This is a genomic window from Streptomyces sp. NPDC023573 (assembly GCF_055559735.1).
Window position 1 is genome coordinate 838,990 of the sequence record NZ_JBVHKB010000002.1, and the last position, 17,362, is coordinate 856,351.

The following is a 17,362-nucleotide window of genomic DNA, read 5'->3' on the forward strand; positions in this document are numbered from 1 at the left end:
GGCGGACCCATGAGCACCAGGACCCAGCACGATCGAGCCCAGCCCCGCGCCACCAAGCGTGGCGCCATCAAGCCCAGCCCGGCACCACCGATCGCGGCGCCACCAAGCCCAGCCCGGCGCCATCAAGCCCGCCCGGCGCCACCGATCGCGGCGCCACCAAGCCCAGCCCGGCACCATCAAGCCCGCCCGGCGATTGAGGGCGTCTTTTCAAGCCCGTCCGGCGCTTGAGGACAACCTTCGAGCACCGCTCACCCGAAGAGCAGCACGACAACCCCATAGCTGAGCGCCGCCACCAACGCCGCAGCCGGCATGGTGATGAACCACCCCAGGATGATGTTCTTGGCCACCCCCCACCGCACGGCGTTCACCCGCTTCGTGGCGCCGACACCCATGATCGCCGAGGTGATCACATGAGTCGTGGAGATCGGTGCGTGGAAGAGGAACGCCGAGCCGAACATGATCGACGCCCCGGTCGTCTCCGCGGCGAAGCCCTGCGGCGGGTCCAGCTCGATGATCTTGCGGCCGAGCGTACGCATGATGCGCCAGCCGCCCGCGTACGTCCCGAGGGACAGCATCGCCGCACAGGCGATCTTCACCCAGACCGGGATCTCGTCGTTCGGGCCCTCGACATCGGCGATGACCAGCGCCATCACCACGATGCCCATGGTCTTCTGGGCGTCCTGCAGACCGTGTCCGAGCGCCATGCCCGCCGCCGAGACCGTCTGCGCGATGCGGAAGCCACGCTTGGCCTTGTGGGGGTTGGTCTTCCGGAATATCCACATGATCCCGACCATCACCAGATAGCCGACGACCAGACCTATGACGGGCGACAGGAACATCGGGATGACGATCTTGGACAGCACGCCGTCCCAGTGCACCATCGTCCCGCCTGCCAGCGCCGCGCCGACCATGCCGCCGAACAGGGCGTGCGAGGACGACGACGGCAGACCGTAGTACCAGGTGACGAGGTTCCATATGATCGCGCCGACCAGCGCCGCGAAGAGGATGCCCATCCCCTTCTGGCCCTCGGGCGTGGCGATCAGGCCTTCACTGACGGTCTTGGCGACCCCCTGGCCCAGGAAGGCGCCTGCGAGGTTCATCACAGCGGCCATCGCCAGAGCCGCACGCGGGGTCAGCGCCCGGGTGGAGACCGAAGTGGCGATGGCGTTCGCCGAGTCGTGGAAGCCGTTCGTATACGTGAAGCCGAGCGCGACACCGATGGTCACGATCAGCGCAAAGGTGTCCACGAGGTTCAGGACTCCTTGACCGCGATGGTCTCCACGGTGTTGGCGACGTGCTCGAACGCGTCAGCCGCCTCTTCCAGCACGTCCACGATCTGCTTGAGCTTCAGCACGTCCATGGCGTCGTACTTGCCGTTGAACAGCTGCGCGAGCAGTTTGCGGTGGATCTGGTCGGCCTGGTTCTCCAGGCGGTTGACCTCGATCCAGTACTCGGTGAGGTTGTCCATGGTCCGCAGACTCGGCATGGCCTCGGCGGTCAGTTCCGCCGCCCTGGCCAGGACCTCGATCTGCTGCTCGACACCCTTCGGGAGCTCATCGATCTGGTACAGCACGACCAGGTCGACGGCCTCCTCCATGAAGTCCATGATGTCGTCGAGCTGCGAGGCGAGGTTGTAGATGTCCTCGCGGTCGAACGGCGTGATGAAGGAGGAGTTCAGCTGGTGGAAGATCGCGTGGGTGGCATCGTCCCCCGCGTGCTCCGCTGCCCGCATACGCTCCGCGATCTCGACTCGGGAGGCAGAATCCGCCCCGAGCAGTTCCATCAGGAGCTTCGAGCCCGTGACGATGTTGTCCGCGGATGCGGAAAACATGTCGTAGAAGCTCGTCTCCCTGGGGGTCAGACGAAAGCGCACGTGGGGTCCTCGGGGTGCTTTGGATTCGGTCAGGCTGATGCTAGGCGCATCATCCGGCCACGGCTAACCGGCGTTCTTCAGTGTCGCGCATCGGGCACAGTGATCAGCACGGCCCCCCGGTCACGTTTCGGCTGGATTCGGTACGATATACCCGGCAGGGGTATGTAGACGGTACAGAACGGCACGCGCACCGCAGGCCACGAGGACAACGGGAGGACCCCATGACCACCACCGAGGCCGCCGAAGCAGGCGGTACGGAAGCGGTCGTCACCGACCACGACCGCGGCATCCACGGGTACCACCACCAGAAGGAGGAGCACCTCAAGCGGCTGCGCCGCATCGAGGGCCAGATCCGTGGACTCCAGCGGATGGTGGACGAGGACGTCTACTGCATCGACATACTCACCCAGGTCTCGGCCTCCACCAAGGCGTTGCAGTCCTTCGCACTCCAGCTGCTGGAGGAGCATTTGCGCCACTGCGTCGCGGACGCCGCTCTCAAGGGCGGCGAGGAGATCGACGCGAAGGTCGAGGAGGCCACCAAGGCGATCGCCCGCCTCCTGCGGACCTGACCCCGCCCGCCCGCCCGAGGAAAGGTCATCCCCGCTGGCGGCCCTGCCGGGGGATCGTCGGCACCGGCTCGCAGGGAACGCCCCTGACGTTGAGCACCTCGTCGATACGGTCGGGACTGAGCCGGTCCTCGAGCGCGTCCGCCGCGGCGATCATGAGTTCGCCGCAGAGTTCGATCTCGGCGAGGGCCACACAGTCCTGAGCGTTCGGAGCGCTGAGCGTCACCACCTGCGTCACCTCTCTCTGCTGTCGCCGACTCCTGGCGCACCGACTCCCTAGCGTAGGGAGCGCGGCACGCGCCGCGCATGGCACGGACGGACCATTTCGGCCCCCTCCCTACGGCGTTTCCGGGCCACTCCCGCCCTGCTGGACCCGCCCCGTATAGATGTCCGTCTCCGGCGGGAGCTCCACGGAGACCGGCGCCCCGAAGCCGTACAGCAGCATCGTCGAGACCACCGCGACCGCCGGGCCCTCGGTCGCGAAGGTGAAGCGGTGGCGCACCTTCCGCAGCAGCCCCTCGTCGTCCAGATAGGCGTCGAAAGGCACCGTGTCCGTGCGGAACCCTTTCGCCGCGGCGGCCAGCGCCCCGCGCGAGGACGGCGACGCCTCCCGCGCCGCACGCCCGAGATCCGCCGTGCCCCGGTAGTGCCGGACCGCCACTCCGGCCAGCTCCGTCCGCCCGACGTACGTCACCTCACCCGCGCCCCGCAGCAATTCGGCGGAGGCCGTCGGATCGGTCACACCGCCGGTGACCAGATTCCCGTCCTCCAGGGCCTTCGTGTCGATCCGTACCCATTTGTCGTCCGGCACCCCGGCCCCACGGTTCTTCATGTACAGCGCACCGGGTGCCAGCAGCTCCGTGATCGGCCGGTGTCCGTCGGCGCCGGCGGCGTCCTTGGGCAGGAGGACCTTGATCCGTCCCAGCTGCCTGCGGAAGTCGTACGCCCCCTGGCCCCTGATCGTCACCCTCGTGCCGCCGGCCGCGGTCTCCATCGACGTACGCGTCTCGGCGCTGCCCGCACCGGCGAGCGCCTCGGCCGCCCCGCGCACCACGGCCGCCGGGGCCCCCGCCGGGCCGGCCCGGGCGACGCGTTCACCGGTCACCTCGCCGCCGTCACCGCCCGCACCGGAGCATCCGCTGCCCACCGTCACCACGCCTGCGACGGCCAGGGCCAACACGGCCAGCGGCCCGCCTCCGCACCTGCGCTGCTGCACCACCATTGCCTGCCAGCCCCCAACGACGTACACCTGACCGAGTTCCCGCCCGCCTCGCCTAACGACGGCCGGGGCGCCCCGTCACGCCACCGTGCCCCTTCCGGAAGCCGATCGGCCCACTCGGTGACGGCACCAACCGGCCCGCAGTACCGTGGATCCGTGCATGAGGACTCCCCAGCCCACGCCCCGGCCCCGTCGCTCGCTCCGGGCTCCGCACCCGTCACCGCCCTTTCCCCGCCGCACAACACCACCACGGTCGAACGAGGCTCGTTCTGCATCGCCCGGTGCAGCTGCGGCTGGTCGGGACCGGCCCGTCGCGCGCGCGACCGGGCCCGCACGGACGCGGCGGAACACCGCGCCGGCGCGGACAGCTGAGGACCTGGCCGGGCGCCGGCACATCACGCGGCTCGGCCCATGCGAAAGGGACGCCCCCGGCGGGGGCGCCCCTCACATACCGCCGGTGTTATCTCCGCCTCAAGCGGCGAGGTCCCTCTCGCCGGGCGCGCCGCCAAGGCCGGAGCCCGTGCTCGGCTCCGGGATCCCCTGTGCCTCGCCCCGCCCGTCCACAGCGGTGGACGCCTTGCCCGAGCGGACGAGCCGCCCGACCGCTCCGGCGCGGGCCACGGCCCCCACCACGGGAGTCAGCAGCATCATCGCGAGCGGGGCGAGCAGCAGCGCCACAGCGGTCCCGAGAGCGAAGCCGCCGATCACGTCGGTCGGGTAGTGCACGCCCATGTAGACGCGGCAGAAGCCCTCGAGGAGCGCCAGCGCGATCGCCACCAGGCCGAACTTCCTGTTGGCCACGAAGAGCCCCACGGCGATCGCCATCGCCATCGTCGCGTGGTCGCTCACGAAGGAGAAGTCCGTCTTGCCCTTCACCAGGACTTCGAGCCCCTTGTGGTCGAAGAACGGACGGGGTCGCTCCACGAAGCCCCTGATCGGAATGTTGATGAGCAACGCGATCCCGGCGGCGAGCGGTGCCCACACGAGCCCGGCAACCGCCGTCACCGAGTCCTCGGTCGTCCCGCGTCGGCGCACGCTCCACCAGCACCACAGGACCGCCAGGACCATGGCGAGCATGATCCCGAATTCACCGACGAACTCCATGACCCGGTCGAACCAGGTCGGAGCGGCCTTCGCCAGCCCATTGATGTCGTAGAGCAGGCTGACATCGGGGTTCGACCCATCGAGTGCGAGTCCAGCCATCTGCCGCGGCCCCTTGCCTTGTCTGCTTCTGCTGCGACGCACAACGGCGTGCGTCGCCTTGGTCTGACCCCCGTGGTCGGTGCGGATTCAGTGCCGCGCCACGCCATGATGCCGTCACGCCTGACCGGTCTGGACAGCCGCGCGTGGTCATGTGCGCATGCTGTCCCAGTCCAGGGAACGGTCTGTCAGCTCTCTGCGTTCCGCTCTCCACCGAATGATCACCATGACGTTATCGAAGAGTGACTCATCGTCGCAGCTCAGGGCCTGGGCTTCACGGAGAGTTCCGGCCACGGCCGACTGCCTGTCAGCTTTCCGGGAGCGCGGTGGGAAGCGCCGCGGCCCCGTCCTTCGTGACCCTCGTCGCACCGAAGTAGTCGGGGGTGTCGATCTTGTCGAACCGGATCACCGCGCCGGTGTACGGCGCGTTGATCATGTAGCCGCCGCCGACGTAGAGCCCGACGTGCCGGATGGCCCGCGAGTTGTTCAGATCGTCCGAAAAAAACACCAGGTCTCCGGGGAGAAGCTCCTCCCGTGAGGGGTGCGGGCCGGCGTTGTACTGATCGTTGGCCACCCGGGGCAGCTCGATGTCGACCGTCCGGTACGCGGCCTGAGTCAGCCCGGAACAGTCGAACCGGCCCCCCTGGTCAGCCGTCCCGTTCCCGCCCCAGAGGTAGGGGGTACCCAGCTTCTTCTGCGCGAAGTAGATGGCCCCGGCGGCCTGCTGCGAAGGCTGCACCCGGCCGACCGGCTTGGCGAAACTCTTCTCCAGGGATCGGATGATCTTCACGTAGTTCTGCGTCTCGCTGATCGCGGGAACCCCGCCCGCCCGGATCACGCGGTACGCACCCGCGTTGTACGCGGCGAGCATGTTGTCCGTGGGGTCGCCCGCCACCTTCTTGACGTAACCGGCGAGCTCGCAGTCGTAGGACGCGGCGGACGGGATCGCGTCGGCGGGGTCCCAGACGTCCCGGTCCCCGTCCTTGTCCCCGTCGATGCCGTGCGAGGCCCAGGTCCCGGGGATGAACTGCGCGATGCCCTGTGCGGCGGCGTGGCTCTGGGCGCGCGGATTCCAGCCACTTTCCTGATACAACTGCGCGGCCAGCAGGGCGGGGTTGATGGCGGGGCACAGATTGCCCCACTTCTCGACGAGCGGCTGGTACCGCGCGGGCACGGCCCCCTTGGCCAGCCCGACGGCTCCGCTCGCCCCGGAGATCCCGGCGGCGGCGGAGTACGTCCCGACGACGAGCAGGGCGATGAAGCACAGGCCCAGCCCGATCCCACCGCCGACGAACACCCAGTATTTCCGCACGCCTCAACCATCCCCCATTCGGGCGCGGTTCACGACGCGATTCGCTGGTGTGTACGGGTGGATGGAGGCATGAGGGGGCGTCAGGGGCGGCCGAGGGGGATCAGGGGGCGCCGGCGGACCAGAAGGGCGAGCGGATGTTGGGGCGGGGGATGGGTTCGCCTACACGGCTCAGGTTCCCCGGCGGTGTCGTCGGTGGTGTGACCCGCGATCGGTCCACGCACGGCGTTGCAACCTCGAAGAAGGCTTGGCCGCCCCCACCGATGAGGAGCCGCACGCGAAAGCCATCTGGCGTCTCAAAATAGGTCGCGGGGCTCTCGACGCTGGCGTTGACACCGAGTTGGCGATATCCAGCCTCTTTCCAGCCACGCTCCACAACCCCTAGGAAGCTGCCTCGCCTCTGTTTTGAAATAACAGTCAGAACGGCGCGCCTGCGTGAAAGGTCACAACTTCCCTCCGTGGACTGCCCGTGCACCCATTCCACGGTCGGCTCGATACCGGCGAACGTCGCATCGAGAATGGCATCCGCCTTGTCTGCCGCTTCCTGCATGTTCATACGCCCACCATCATCTTCGCTGCCTGGCCCTGCCGAAGAACACCCCGAGCTCACCAAGATGGCTACCAACGTCGCGACAATTCGAAGTTTCACCGGGGGCGCTCCCGAACGATCTCGCCTGGTCTACCCGAAACGATGCGTGCGATGTTGTCTGACGACATCTGGTCCTTCGTCGGATGAAAGTAGTTGGAGTGTGCCTCCACCAATCCATGACCACGCTGGATCGGCTCGGGCCCATCACTGACGCGAAAGCGAGTGGCCCCGAAATCCCGGTGCGCGGGATCGGTACCGAACCACGCGTCACTCTCCTTGGAATGGGCGTCCTGCGCGAAATATCCCGCAGCACCTCCTGCGGCACCTCCCACAGCCCCGCCCACTACAGCGCCAGCAGGGCCCAGACCCGCGCCAAGAACGAAACCCACCGAGGCCCCTCCCGCAGCACCGCTTCCCAGCCCGCTGGCCTCTCGACTGTTGGGCAACTTTGTCACTGAGTCATTCTCGGCCGCCCCGACGAACACGTGCTCACTCCCCACCCCAAGTTCATCCACGTTCCGGGCCCCTGTCCCGGGGCTGCCCACCAAAATAATGTCGTCCGCGCCGGGAATCCCACCTCGTTCCTGGGCAGCAAGGCCGACTGCCAGTGAACCGTAGGAATGGCCAATCGCCGTCACATGCGGGTCCTCATTCTCGTTGGTTACCGAGAGCCCCGACATAAACTCGTTGTATCCGGATGCCCCGGACCTCGCGTTATCCTCTCCGGCCACGTCCAAACTTTCCGCCGGATCGCCGAACGCGACCTGAGGAGCATCGTAACCAAGCCATGCAATGGCTGCTGTAGGGGAATCTGGATCTATCTCAGCGGCCCCGATTGCCATGTCTCTCGCACGCTTCAGGTCACCCTCCGCAAACTCCTTGTCGAGGGAGGTGCCCAACCCCGGCACATAGGCCGCCACATTCTTCGCCGTATCAGGGTTGCCGAACGAAACGATCGCCCGCCCGTTCCCCTCGTCCCCGATGCCCAGCAGAAACATGGGTGGCTGCGTCCCCGCCCCCAACTGCCGGTCGATCTCCCGCAACCCCGCCAGCTGCGTCACCGCCTTCTCGTCGTCCCGCCCCTCCAGCTCACCGATCAGCAGCCGCAGGTTGTCCCGGTTGGCCGCGTCGCGGACGAGGGCCGGGATTCCGTCCAGGTTCCCGATCTGGTCCGGGTACACCGCGAGGTACTCCTCGCGCTGTTCCCGGGTCAGCCCCGCCCACCAGTCACGCCGCTCAGCCGGAGCCGCGTCGAGCGGGATGGCGTCCCTCAGGTACGCCCCCGCCGCCCCCCGCACCGCCGCCGCGTCACCCGCCGCGTCCTTCCAGGTGGAGTCCGGGACCTTCAGCCCCTCTTCCGCCTTCAGCCGGCGCAGGATTCCCGCGTAACGCCAGTCGATCTCGGAGGCGGCCCGCACCGCCCCCGTCACCCGGTCCGCGATGTCCTGCGCCTTGGCCGCGTGAGGGTTCGGCGCGACCAGGCCCGACGGCGGGGCCAGCCCCGGGAGGCCGTTCGACGACGCCGTCCCGCCCCGCAGCGGCGCGCCGTCGACGAGCCCTGCGCCCGCAGCCGGGTACGTCACCGACCCGTCCGCGTGCACCGCGAATCTCAACGCGGCGGCGTCCTCCAAGGCCTCGTTCAGCGCCCGCTGCTGTGTCTTCATCTCGTGGGCCAGGGAGTTCAGCGTCGTACGGAGCAATCCGCACTCGGTGTACACGTACTGGAAGTTCCGCCCCAGCTGCCGCAGCCGTGCGACCGCTGCCCCCGCCGCCTCGCCCTCCTGCGTGTCGCGGAGACCGGTGAGCAGCTGTTGCTCGATGCGGTCCCGCGCCGCGTCGGCCCGGTTGCTCGACCTGCCCCAGCCGTCGGCCGCGCCCTCCAACTCGGCGCACTTCAGGTCCCGTAACTCCGCCCAGGTCAGCATCCGCGTCACCGCTCGTCCCCTACGCACGGCTTCACCGAGGCGAAGGACGACCTGACGGCCTCGTTCGTGGCGCCCTGCGTACGCGCGACGTCCCGCAGCCCGGCCGCCAGGCTTCCGCACTCGCCCTGCGCCGCCTGGAACCGCCGCTCCCAGGACTCCCGTACGGCCGCCAGCTCCGCGAGCGCGGTCAGCCGGCCGGCCCCCGCCATGAGTCCCTGGTGTGCCAGCCCCAACTCCGCCCGTACGGGCGCCAGCTGGGTCGCCAGCTCCGCCGCGCCCCCCGCTGCCCGCAGCCACGGCCCGTCGTTGTGACGCAGCCTCGGGCCGCAGTCACCCCCGCCCGGCGGGCCCGCCGGATCATTCAGCCCCTGTGCGACGACCATCGCGCTCACCCCGTTCCTCGATCACGGAGCGGCACTGTGTCAAACCCGGCGTACCCGACACGCCGGGCGTACCCCCGGCGCGCACCGGACCCCCGCCGCCGCAAGGAAGGGACCGCACCGAGATCACCCGAACGCGCGACCCGGAACCGCCCGGAAGGGAACGCCGTCCCTCCCTGCACCACCCCGACCAGCCAAAAGGGGCCCATGGCCACCGCGAACGCGACCCGCTTCCTCTACATCGCCCGGCACGGCGAGGCGTCCACGGACGAGACCGAACTGACGGAACGGGGCCGGCGCCAGGCAGCCCTCCTCGGCGAGCGGCTCCGGGGCACACCGCTCTCCGCCGTCCACCACGGCCCGCTCCCCCGGGCCGCGCAGACCGCCCGGCTGGTCCACGAGCGGCTGGGAAGGGGCATCCCCTTGCAGGCATCGGAGCCGGCCGGGGACTACGTCCCGTACGTCCCGCGCCGGGAGGAGCTCCCCGAGGAGTCGGCGGACCGGTTCCTCGGGTTCGTGGAGCAGTTCCCGGAGGACGAGCGCAGCCGGGGCCCCGAGCTGGCCCGCGCAGCGCAGGAACGGTTCACCGGGCCGGCGGACGGTGGGGAGCCCCGCCACGAACTGGTCGTCACGCACGCGTTCCTGGCCGCCTGGCTGGTACGGGACGCCCTCGACGCACCCGCCTGGCGCTGGCTGGGCCTCAACCACGCCAACGCGGCGCTGACCGTCATCCGGTACACGCCCGGAAGGCCTGCCGCCCTGGTCATGGTCAACGACATGGGCCACCTCCCGGCCGAACTTCGCTGGACCGGTTTCCCACCCGAGCTCCGGGCATGAACCGGACCTCTCCCGGCACCCGCTTGTCCCCCGGACGGATGGTTTACGGTCCGGTGTCCTCGCGGTCCGGGGTCATGCGGGCCGCTCTTCGTGATCATGCAAGGCGTGATCTCCGTACACCACAACTCATCCCGCGCCCGCCGGTTGTTGACGGCCGCAGGGCTCGCCACGGCCGCCCTGGCCGCATCACTTCCCGCAGGGCAGTCGGCGCAGGCCGCCGCCGCGTCCGTACCCTCGCCCCGGACGGCCACCCCCGCCGAGGCGCGCACCGCCGACTGGCTGCGCGCACATCCTGAGGAGGCCGGCCGCTTCTTCCGGGAGCTTCCCAAGGGAGGTGACCTGCACAATCACCTGTCCGGCGCGGTACGCACCGAGTACCTCATCCAGCTCGCGGCCGACGACGGGCTCTGCATCGACGCCACGATGACCGCCGTCGCACCGCCGTGCGGCACCGGCACCCGGCCGGCCGCGGACGCCCTCACGGACGCCCGTTTCCGGCAGGAGATCGTCCGGGCCTGGTCCATGCAGGACTTCCCGCAGGGCGAGTCGGGCCACGACCACTTCTTCGCCACGTTCGGGAAGTTCGGCGCCGCGACCTCGCACCGCGGGAAGATGCTGGCCGATGTGGCGGGCACCGCCGCCGCACAGAACCAGACGTACCTGGAAACCATGGTCAGCCCCGCCTCGGCCGGCGCCAAGCAGCTGGCCGCCGATGTCGGCTGGGACGCCGACCTCGCCGCCATGCACCGCAAACTGCTCGCCGGTGGCCGGCTGGACCAGCTGGTGACGACCGCGAAGCAGGAAGCGGACACGGCCGACACGGAGTTCCGTGACACTGCGGACTGCGCGACCTCCACCCCCCGTCCCGCATGCCGGATCACGGTCCGCTGGGTCTCCCAGGTGTCGCGCAACAGCGCCCCGGAGCGAGTCTTCACCCAGATCGCCCTCGGGCTCCGCCTGGCCGAACGCGATCAGCGGTTCGTCGCCGTGAACCTGGTCCAGCCGGAGGACGGCGAGATCTCCCTGCGGGACTACCGCCTGCACATGCGCATGCTGGACTACCTGCACGGGGTATACCCCCGCGCCCACATCACCCTGCACGCCGGCGAGCTCGTCCCCGGCCTGGTGAAGCCCGAGGACCTGACCTTCCACATCGACGACGCCGTACGCACCGGCCAGGCCGAGCGCATCGGTCATGGTGTCGACCTGGTGCACGAGGACCGCTGGCAGCGCCTCGCCCGCGACATGGCCCGCCGCCAGATCGCCGTGGAGGTCCCGCTCACCAGCAACGCGCAGATCCTCCAGGTCGAGGGAGACGAGCACCCGTTCCCCGTCTACCGGAAGTACGGGGTCCCCGTGGTGCTGTCCACCGACGACCCCGGGGTCTCACGCGGTGACATCGGCCAGGAGTACCGCCGGGCGGCCCGTACGTACGGACTCGGCTACCCGGAGCTGAAGGACCTGGCCCGGGCCTCGCTGGAGTACAGCTTCCTGCCGGGCCGCAGCCTGTGGCGTTCCGACCCCGTGCGCCAGGGCTTCCGCCCTGTCGCGGAGTGCCAGGTCCTGGAATCGGCGCGCTGCGCCCGGTTCACGTCCCAGAACCCGAAGGCCGGACTGGAGCTGCGCCAGGAGCGCTCCTTCCGCGCCTTCGAGACCCGTTACGCGGGCTGACCCCGGTCTGAGCTGCCAGGGCGGGGGAGCTTGTTCCGCGGTCACAGCACCTTCCCTCCCCGCCCTGGCACACGGTCTGCTGGTGACAACCGGCATGCGCCTCCCGCACAGGAGCCTTCCAAGCGTCCACGCGAGATCGTCTGTGCCAGCCCGATCACCCAGCATGTGGGACAGCCGCGGAGCGCCACGACACCCATGGGCGCCAGCAACAGACCGAAGAGGCCGACGACCGGGATCAACGCGACCGCCCCGGCGAGCAGCCCGAACCCGACGACTCCCCGCACCAGGTGAACCGGCACGGATGTGCTGGCGAACGACGTTCCGCCCGGACCCGATGGACTCTTCATCCGGCCACGCCCTCATGCTGGACACCCAACTCGGCACGCACGGCGGACCGGGCCCGGTGCAGACGGGACTTCATCGCGGCGATGCTGAGCCCGACAGCCTTGGCCACAGCCCTCCCCGGCAACCCCTGGACGTCACGCATGATCAGCACTCGACGCTGGTCGGCGGGAAGCGTCGCGATGGCCGCGGCCACCCGCTCGACCTCCAGTCCGACCAGCACATCGTCCTCGGCCGAGGAAGTGACCCCCTCGGTGTCCGGCTGGGACCGGCGGGGCGTGACCCGCGCCCGCCGCAGACATTCGTTGCGCACGATCTGGAACATCCACGAAGCAAGCGCACCAGCGGCCCGTAGCGTTCCGATCTTCCGGAACAGCACGATCATGGCTTCCTGTGCGGCGTCCTCGGCGTCCTGGCTGCTCGCGCACAAGGCGAACGCGAAGCGCTGCACATGTGGGTGCGCGCCGGAGACGAGCGCGACGATCGACGCCTCGTCCCCACTCTGTGCTGCCGCGACGAGCTGCCCGCCGGGCCAGGCACTCGTCCGGCTAGCCACGTGACCGCGCCTTCCTGCGCAGGAACAGCACACAGCCGCACACCAGCACGGCCGCGACCAGCACGGCGACTACCACTACGGTCATGAGAACCTCCATCGACGTGCCGGCCTGATGACCCGCACACCCATAAGAGGGACCGGCCGGGAAAAGGATTCATGTCCGGACAGGACACCGTGGCCGCGCCGGTCAGCGCTTCCACCCGGTGCCGGCTGACAACGGGCCGGGACGGGTCACCAGCGCTTGCCTACACTGACCGGCATGGCATGCCGCATCAGTGAGCTGGTCATCGACGCCGCCGACCCCGAGCGGCTCGCCGCGTTCTGGAGCGAGGTCCTCGGTTACGTCGAGCTCGGCCGGGAGGACGACGGAAGCATCGAGATCGGGCCGCCCGACGCAGGGTTCGGCGGCCCGCAGCCCACCCTCGTCCTCAGCCCCTGCGGCGACCCGCGAGCCGGGAAGCTCCCGCTGCACATCGACGTCAACGCGACCGACCGCGACCAGGACGCCGAGCTGGAGCGGCTGCTCGCCCTCGGCGCGAGGCCCGCAGACGTGGGCCAGACCGGCGACGAGAGCTGGCACGTCCTGGCCGACCCGGAAGGCAACGAATTCTGCCTCCTGCGTACCCGGCTCCCGCCCGTCCGGTCACGCCCCGACGGCGTCGTCCTCTGAAAGCAACGCGTCGACACTGCCGCCCCTCCTGTCCTCAGGAGGGGATTCAGCCGACTTTCCACCGGCCCACGGTGGCCTCCCGAACCTGTTGCTCGGAATCCTGGCGAGGGGGTCCGCCGACCTGCCAGTCGAGTCTCCACAGCCGCAGGGTGCCGTCCTCGCCTCCCGACAGCAGATACCGGTTGTCGGGAGTCAGCGCGAGGTCCGAAACTCTGTCGGTGTGCCCCTCCAGCACCCGTACGACGCGGCCCGTGTCCGTCTCCCAAAGACGGATGAGGCCGTCTTCGCCACCGCTGACCGCGTACTGCCCGTCCATGGACAGCCGGGCCACCTGGACCTCCGACGACCGGTCCTCGTCGTCGTCTTCCTGCGGCGCACGCTGCTGTCGTTCGTCCTCGAAGGTTCGGAGCAGCTCCCCGGTGACGGCGTCCATCGTCCAGAGAGTCCGGCCCTGGCTCTCCCCCGCGACGAGGACGAGCCGGGAGTCGGCGCTCAGGCACACGGAGTTGACCCAGTCGTCCGGACCGCCGAAGGCGGCACCGGTGCCGCCGTCCACGTCCCACACGCGGATCTCACCGCAGAGGTCGGCCGTCACCGCGCGCTTCCCGTCCGGACTGAGCGACGCCTTGTGAGGCAGGCGTCCGTGCCCGGTGAGCTTCTGTACACAAGCTCCCTGGCCCAGGGACCACTGACGTACGGCCAGGTCCATGCAGCAGCCCAGGGTCAGTCGGCCCGACGCGTCGAAGGCAACCGAACCACGGTCGCCGCTCGATCCGGAACCAAGCGGGCCCCACTGCCCCGGCACCCGGCCGAGCTTGCGGGTGTCGAGGCGTCCGACCCAGCGCGAGTCCCAGACGTCGACCCTGCCACCGCCGCTTGCCAGCACCCGATGTCCGTCGGTCCACACAGCTGCCTCACCGGCGCCGTCCGTGCCGAGCTCCCGCAACAACTCACCCGTGGCGAGGTTCCACAGGCGCACAGGTTCCCCCGCGCCGCCGCACAGCCCGATCGCGCCACAGGGCGTGATCGCGACGGTGGGGCTGGAGTTGCCGGGCCACGTACGGACGAGACTCGCGGCCTGAAGCCCGCCCTGTCGTCGTCTCCTCCCGCGCCACATGAAATCCATCACGAGCCCCCTTTGTGTCCTGCCCACAGGATGGGCACTCGGCGTGAGTGCCGGGCGGCTGCCCAAGGCGTGTCGCCGACGATGTGGCGTCGCTCCGCCTGATCCGGCTCCCGGAAACGGCCCATGACCGCGACCACCGGCGTGGCGCCCACGGCCGGCGCGGCGGTCGGTAACTGCACAGACGCATTGTGCCGACCCGATGTGCCTACGGCTAGGGCCTTGAACCGGAGATCCCTCCCGCACCTGATCGGATGCCGGAGGACGACGAATTCTGCGTCCTGCGCACCCGGATCCATCCCGTCCGGCCCCACCCCGTGTCACATGCCGCCACCCCTGTGACACTCCGGCTTCCCCGCGCACTCGACCCACAGCACCTTGCCGCCCTGCCCCGGAAGCCCGCCCCGGATCAGGTACGCACCCCAGCTGTCCGCGTACTCCCGCACGAGTTGCAGCCCCCGCCCGCGCTCCGCGAGAACCGCAGGCGGGGGCGGAGTGCCGCCCCGGCCGAACGGGTCCGGGATCTGCGGGCTGGAATCCCAGACCCCGACCCGCACCCGGTCCCGCCCCGCCCCGCACAGCCGGAGCGAGTACGAGCCCGAGGAGTGCCGGTAGGCGTTGGTGACGAGCTCGCTCGCCAGGAGTTCGGCGGTGTCGATGAGATCCCGCATCCCGTGCACCGTGAGCACGGTCCGCAGAGTCGCCCGGGCGATTCCGGGCCCACGGGGATCCTGCGGAAGTTGCAAGGTGTACGCCCAGGGCGGCGTTACGGTGGCCAGAGCCATTGGAAGTCTCCGTTCACGGAGGAGCGTTGGGATATGCGTGTCGCATGGCCCGGTGACGAGGCCGCTCCGTCGAGCGGGGTACTTCCGGGCGGGTGGCCTGAGCTCCAAGGTAGCCAGCTCTGGCTAATGTATTAACCGAAATCTGAGTAATTAGTGAACTACCACCCGTGTGGGTGACGAGGCGTTCAAGGAGGCGATCCGGCCGGTGAGGACCACCCCTACAGGCCGTCAACTGCGTCTCGGCAGCGAGCTGCGGAAGCTCCGCGAGCGCGCCGGGCTCACCGCTACACAGGCCGGCCAGCTCCTGGGCGTGAAACAGAACCAGATCAGCAACATGGAAGCCGGCCGCGTAGGCGTGAGTCCGGAAAGGGTCCGTACGCTGGCCCGCCACTACCGCTGTGCGGACGAGAGGCTGACCGAGGCACTCTGCGGCATGACCTCCGACCGCACACGCGGCTGGTGGGAGGAATACCGGGAGATCCTGCCCGCGCCACTGCTGGATCTCGCCGAGATCGAGCACCACGCAGGCCGGCTGCACACCGCTGTCACCGTCCATATCCCCGGGCTTCTTCAGACCCCGGAGCATGCCCGTGAGGTCTTCCGCCAGGACGCGCCCGAGCTGTCGCAGCCCGATATCGAGCACCGCGTCTCGTTCCGCATCAAACGGCAGGCCGTGCTCTTCCGCGATCCGCCGACCCCCCAGCATGTGGTCATCCATGAGGCGGCCCTGCGCATGCAGTTCGGTGGGCCCAAGGTCACCCGCCAACAACTGGATCACCTCTCGGAGATGAGTGACCTCGCCCATGTCGCACTCCAGGTCATTCCGTTCTCCGCCGGTGCCTTTGCCGGATCAGGACAATCGATCTACTACATCCACGGCTCCGTGCCGGAGCTCGACAGCGTCAACCTGGACCAGTCACACGGCCCTGTTTTCCTGGACGCGGAGGCGCAGTTGCAGAAATACCGCGTACTGCTCCGCCGGATCGAGGCCATCGCACTCGCACCCGCGAAGTCTCGCGACTTCGTCCACACCATCGCCCGGAACCTGTGAGGGACCAAAATGACCGCACTCGCTTGGCAGAAGTCGTCCTACTGCGCTCAAGGCAACTCGTGCATACACGTCGCCGCCGACCAGATCTCCGTCGCCCTCACCGAGAGCGGCGACCCCACCGGCGCGATACTCCGGGCCACCCCCACCGCCTGGGCCGCGCTCATCCGCAGCGTCAAGGAAACCCACCCCCGTGGCTGACCTTCCCCCGGGCCTCGCCTGGACCCGCGCCGCCCCCGAGGACGCGCAGGGCCCCGGCCCCTGGATCGAGATCGCGTTCGGGCCGGAGGGCCTCGTGTACCTCCGCGAGACCGGCGACCCCGGCACCGTGGTGACCACCACCGCACAGAAGTGGGAGGCGTTCGCCAAGGGTGTCGTGGCGGGCGAGTTCGACCACTTCGCCGAGCCCGACGGCGGCTGATCCCTTCCGTCGCAACGCCGTGCCACGAGATCATCTGAAGCTGTGGCCCACGACGCGAACGCTCCCGCACGGCCCACGGGCATCAGTGCCACCACCCTGTTCGCCGAAGACCTCGACGTCACATGTGCGTCGGCGGCCGGCGCCGGCTGGTCCTGCCCCAAGGGCCTCCAGCCAGGGCTCAGGCGCGCGGCAGCACGCCCAGGAGCGCCGAGGTGAAGGATACCCGGAGAGCCTCACGCAGCTCAAGATTGAGCACGCCCAAGGCGGGCTCGTCCGCATAGGCGGCCACGAGAGGGGGCGGCGGCGGGACGTACGCCGACAGGGCACCCGCCGAGACCAGGCTCATCAGGCAGAACAGCTGCGCGCCGTCGCCGAGCTCGGGTACGTGGCTGCGTACGAGCTCGACCATGGCCGCGAGATGCGTCAGGGAGGCACGCTTGTGCCGCTTGACCACCTCGACCGAGACGTTGTGCTCCAGGACGCCACCCTGCGCGCCGAAGAGGTCGCACAGCACCACCCGGGCTGACAGCGACCGGCTGAGGACCTCGGCCAACTGGTCCGCCCGCACTTCCGGTGCCGCGTGCGCCTCGATGCCCGCGGCCAGCTCCTCCGCCAGCTCGGCCAGCCAGCTCTCCAGGAAGACGTCCAGCAGTTCGAGCAGCACCGCCTCGCGCGACTCGAAATACCGCAGGACGTTCGACTTGGCCAGACCCACCCGCCGGCTGAGCTCGTTGAGGCTCACCTCGGCCACGGGCATCTCGTCGAGCATCGCCGCCGCCGTGTCCAGGATCGCCCGGCGGCGGATCTCCCGCTGCTCCTCGCTTCGCGCCCGCTGGAATGTCACACCC

Annotated in this window: 21 protein-coding genes; 8 read left to right on the plus strand and 13 right to left on the minus strand. The window is 69.5% G+C overall.

Going from position 1 to position 17,362, the window contains the following annotated elements; all coding sequences use genetic code 11:
* Positions 1 to 248: 248 nt before the first annotated feature.
* Together ACZ32T_RS10515 and ACZ32T_RS10520 are read right to left on the minus strand one after the other, a co-directional pair.
* Positions 249 to 1,247, minus strand: coding sequence for an inorganic phosphate transporter (locus ACZ32T_RS10515; RefSeq protein ID WP_205018016.1), 999 nt, complete (start codon positions 1,245 to 1,247; stop codon positions 249 to 251).
* A 5-nt stretch (positions 1,248 to 1,252) separates the two neighbouring features.
* On the minus strand, positions 1,253 to 1,873 hold the full coding sequence (locus ACZ32T_RS10520) for a DUF47 domain-containing protein (protein WP_356708059.1): 621 nt from the start codon (positions 1,871 to 1,873) through the stop codon (positions 1,253 to 1,255).
* Between the two features lie 221 nt (positions 1,874 to 2,094).
* On the opposite strand from ACZ32T_RS10520, the gene ACZ32T_RS10525 reads away from it, so the two are divergent.
* A complete protein-coding gene (locus ACZ32T_RS10525; RefSeq protein WP_467272822.1) occupies positions 2,095 to 2,442 on the plus strand; it encodes a metal-sensitive transcriptional regulator in 348 nt (115 codons plus the stop codon).
* Between the two features lie 25 nt (positions 2,443 to 2,467).
* Here ACZ32T_RS10525 and ACZ32T_RS10530 read toward each other — a convergent pair whose 3' ends face one another.
* Both ACZ32T_RS10530 and ACZ32T_RS10535 read right to left on the minus strand, forming a co-directional pair.
* Positions 2,468 to 2,677, minus strand: coding sequence for a hypothetical protein (locus ACZ32T_RS10530; RefSeq protein WP_467272824.1), 210 nt, complete (start codon positions 2,675 to 2,677; stop codon positions 2,468 to 2,470).
* A gap of 99 nt (positions 2,678 to 2,776) precedes the next feature.
* The gene (locus tag ACZ32T_RS10535) at positions 2,777 to 3,661 is read right to left on the minus strand and encodes an SCO4651 family lipoprotein (RefSeq protein WP_467366315.1); all 885 of its coding nucleotides are present in this window, start codon (positions 3,659 to 3,661) and stop codon (positions 2,777 to 2,779) included.
* A gap of 153 nt (positions 3,662 to 3,814) precedes the next feature.
* Here ACZ32T_RS10535 and ACZ32T_RS10540 point away from each other — a divergent pair, with 153 nt between their 5' ends.
* The gene (locus ACZ32T_RS10540) at positions 3,815 to 4,030 is read left to right on the plus strand and encodes a hypothetical protein (RefSeq protein WP_467272826.1); all 216 of its coding nucleotides are present in this window, start codon (positions 3,815 to 3,817) and stop codon (positions 4,028 to 4,030) included.
* Between the two features lie 99 nt (positions 4,031 to 4,129).
* On the opposite strand, the gene ACZ32T_RS10545 is transcribed toward ACZ32T_RS10540, so the two are convergent.
* From ACZ32T_RS10545 to ACZ32T_RS10565, 5 genes are all read right to left on the minus strand, one after another.
* Entirely contained in the window at positions 4,130 to 4,861 is a 732-nt protein-coding gene (locus ACZ32T_RS10545; protein ID WP_467272828.1) for a phosphatase PAP2 family protein, read from the minus strand.
* A gap of 304 nt (positions 4,862 to 5,165) precedes the next feature.
* A complete protein-coding gene (locus tag ACZ32T_RS10550; RefSeq protein ID WP_467272892.1) occupies positions 5,166 to 6,155 on the minus strand; it encodes a C40 family peptidase in 990 nt (329 codons plus the stop codon).
* 115 nt (positions 6,156 to 6,270) lie between these two features.
* Positions 6,271 to 6,723 carry a hypothetical protein gene (locus ACZ32T_RS10555; protein ID WP_467366252.1) on the minus strand — a complete coding sequence of 151 codons (453 nt, stop codon included), beginning with the start codon at positions 6,721 to 6,723 and terminating at the stop codon, positions 6,271 to 6,273.
* A gap of 89 nt (positions 6,724 to 6,812) precedes the next feature.
* Positions 6,813 to 8,681: an alpha/beta hydrolase gene (locus ACZ32T_RS10560; RefSeq protein ID WP_467366317.1), complete on the minus strand. Its 1,869-nt coding sequence runs from the start codon at positions 8,679 to 8,681 to the stop codon at positions 6,813 to 6,815.
* Between the two features lie 5 nt (positions 8,682 to 8,686).
* Complete coding sequence (locus tag ACZ32T_RS10565; RefSeq protein ID WP_467272896.1) at positions 8,687 to 9,064, minus strand: hypothetical protein; 378 nt, start codon at positions 9,062 to 9,064, stop codon at positions 8,687 to 8,689.
* 204 nt (positions 9,065 to 9,268) lie between these two features.
* Between ACZ32T_RS10565 and ACZ32T_RS10570 the strand changes: the two genes are divergently transcribed.
* On the plus strand, positions 9,269 to 9,898 hold the full coding sequence (locus ACZ32T_RS10570) for a histidine phosphatase family protein (RefSeq protein ID WP_467366254.1): 630 nt from the start codon (positions 9,269 to 9,271) through the stop codon (positions 9,896 to 9,898).
* A 96-nt stretch (positions 9,899 to 9,994) separates the two neighbouring features.
* Complete coding sequence (locus ACZ32T_RS10575) at positions 9,995 to 11,569, plus strand: adenosine deaminase family protein (RefSeq protein ID WP_467366319.1); 1,575 nt, start codon at positions 9,995 to 9,997, stop codon at positions 11,567 to 11,569.
* Positions 11,570 to 11,912: 343 nt separating this feature from the next.
* Here ACZ32T_RS10575 and ACZ32T_RS10580 read toward each other — a convergent pair whose 3' ends face one another.
* Entirely contained in the window at positions 11,913 to 12,467 is a 555-nt protein-coding gene (locus ACZ32T_RS10580; RefSeq protein ID WP_467272836.1) for an RNA polymerase sigma factor, read from the minus strand.
* A 259-nt stretch (positions 12,468 to 12,726) separates the two neighbouring features.
* Here ACZ32T_RS10580 and ACZ32T_RS10585 point away from each other — a divergent pair, with 259 nt between their 5' ends.
* The gene (locus ACZ32T_RS10585) at positions 12,727 to 13,137 is read left to right on the plus strand and encodes a VOC family protein (RefSeq protein WP_467366256.1); all 411 of its coding nucleotides are present in this window, start codon (positions 12,727 to 12,729) and stop codon (positions 13,135 to 13,137) included.
* Between the two features lie 46 nt (positions 13,138 to 13,183).
* Here the strand turns inward: ACZ32T_RS10585 and ACZ32T_RS10590 are convergent, their stop codons facing one another.
* Complete coding sequence (locus ACZ32T_RS10590; RefSeq protein ID WP_467272840.1) at positions 13,184 to 14,263, minus strand: WD40 repeat domain-containing protein; 1,080 nt, start codon at positions 14,261 to 14,263, stop codon at positions 13,184 to 13,186.
* 317 nt (positions 14,264 to 14,580) lie between these two features.
* Positions 14,581 to 15,045 carry an ATP-binding protein gene (locus ACZ32T_RS10595; protein WP_467366258.1) on the minus strand — a complete coding sequence of 155 codons (465 nt, stop codon included), beginning with the start codon at positions 15,043 to 15,045 and terminating at the stop codon, positions 14,581 to 14,583.
* A gap of 205 nt (positions 15,046 to 15,250) precedes the next feature.
* On the opposite strand from ACZ32T_RS10595, the gene ACZ32T_RS10600 reads away from it, so the two are divergent.
* Genes ACZ32T_RS10600 through ACZ32T_RS10610 form a run of 3 tightly spaced genes read left to right on the plus strand, consistent with a single transcriptional unit; the run spans position 15,251 to position 16,514 of the window.
* Entirely contained in the window at positions 15,251 to 16,096 is an 846-nt protein-coding gene (locus tag ACZ32T_RS10600; RefSeq protein ID WP_467272844.1) for a helix-turn-helix domain-containing protein, read from the plus strand.
* Between the two features lie 9 nt (positions 16,097 to 16,105).
* Positions 16,106 to 16,294, plus strand: coding sequence for a DUF397 domain-containing protein (locus ACZ32T_RS10605; RefSeq protein ID WP_467272846.1), 189 nt, complete (start codon positions 16,106 to 16,108; stop codon positions 16,292 to 16,294).
* Positions 16,287 to 16,514 carry a DUF397 domain-containing protein gene (locus tag ACZ32T_RS10610; protein WP_467272848.1) on the plus strand — a complete coding sequence of 76 codons (228 nt, stop codon included), beginning with the start codon at positions 16,287 to 16,289 and terminating at the stop codon, positions 16,512 to 16,514. Before ACZ32T_RS10605 ends, ACZ32T_RS10610 begins: the two co-directional genes overlap by 8 nt.
* A gap of 178 nt (positions 16,515 to 16,692) precedes the next feature.
* On the opposite strand, the gene ACZ32T_RS10615 is transcribed toward ACZ32T_RS10610, so the two are convergent.
* A complete protein-coding gene (locus ACZ32T_RS10615; protein ID WP_467366260.1) occupies positions 16,693 to 17,358 on the minus strand; it encodes a TetR/AcrR family transcriptional regulator in 666 nt (221 codons plus the stop codon).
* Positions 17,359 to 17,362 lie beyond the last annotated feature (4 nt).

Excerpts from the sequence above, each read along its gene's own strand:
- ACZ32T_RS10565 (WP_467272896.1), bottom strand. The coding sequence starts at position 9,064 with ATGGTCGTCGCACAGGGGCTGAATGATCCGGCGGGCCCGCCGGGCGGG.
- ACZ32T_RS10525 (WP_467272822.1), top strand. The coding sequence starts at position 2,095 with ATGACCACCACCGAGGCCGCCGAAGCAGGCGGTACGGAAGCGGTCGTC.
- ACZ32T_RS10570 (WP_467366254.1), top strand. The coding sequence starts at position 9,269 with ATGGCCACCGCGAACGCGACCCGCTTCCTCTACATCGCCCGGCACGGC.
- ACZ32T_RS10585 (WP_467366256.1), top strand. The coding sequence starts at position 12,727 with ATGGCATGCCGCATCAGTGAGCTGGTCATCGACGCCGCCGACCCCGAG.
- ACZ32T_RS10595 (WP_467366258.1), bottom strand. The coding sequence starts at position 15,045 with ATGGCTCTGGCCACCGTAACGCCGCCCTGGGCGTACACCTTGCAACTT.
- ACZ32T_RS10590 (WP_467272840.1), bottom strand. The coding sequence starts at position 14,263 with ATGGATTTCATGTGGCGCGGGAGGAGACGACGACAGGGCGGGCTTCAG.
- ACZ32T_RS10545 (WP_467272828.1), bottom strand. The coding sequence starts at position 4,861 with ATGGCTGGACTCGCACTCGATGGGTCGAACCCCGATGTCAGCCTGCTC.
- ACZ32T_RS10555 (WP_467366252.1), bottom strand. The coding sequence starts at position 6,723 with ATGAACATGCAGGAAGCGGCAGACAAGGCGGATGCCATTCTCGATGCG.
- ACZ32T_RS10560 (WP_467366317.1), bottom strand. The coding sequence starts at position 8,681 with ATGCTGACCTGGGCGGAGTTACGGGACCTGAAGTGCGCCGAGTTGGAG.
- ACZ32T_RS10575 (WP_467366319.1), top strand. The coding sequence starts at position 9,995 with ATGCAAGGCGTGATCTCCGTACACCACAACTCATCCCGCGCCCGCCGG.
- ACZ32T_RS10535 (WP_467366315.1), bottom strand. The coding sequence starts at position 3,661 with ATGGTGGTGCAGCAGCGCAGGTGCGGAGGCGGGCCGCTGGCCGTGTTG.
- ACZ32T_RS10605 (WP_467272846.1), top strand. The coding sequence starts at position 16,106 with ATGACCGCACTCGCTTGGCAGAAGTCGTCCTACTGCGCTCAAGGCAAC.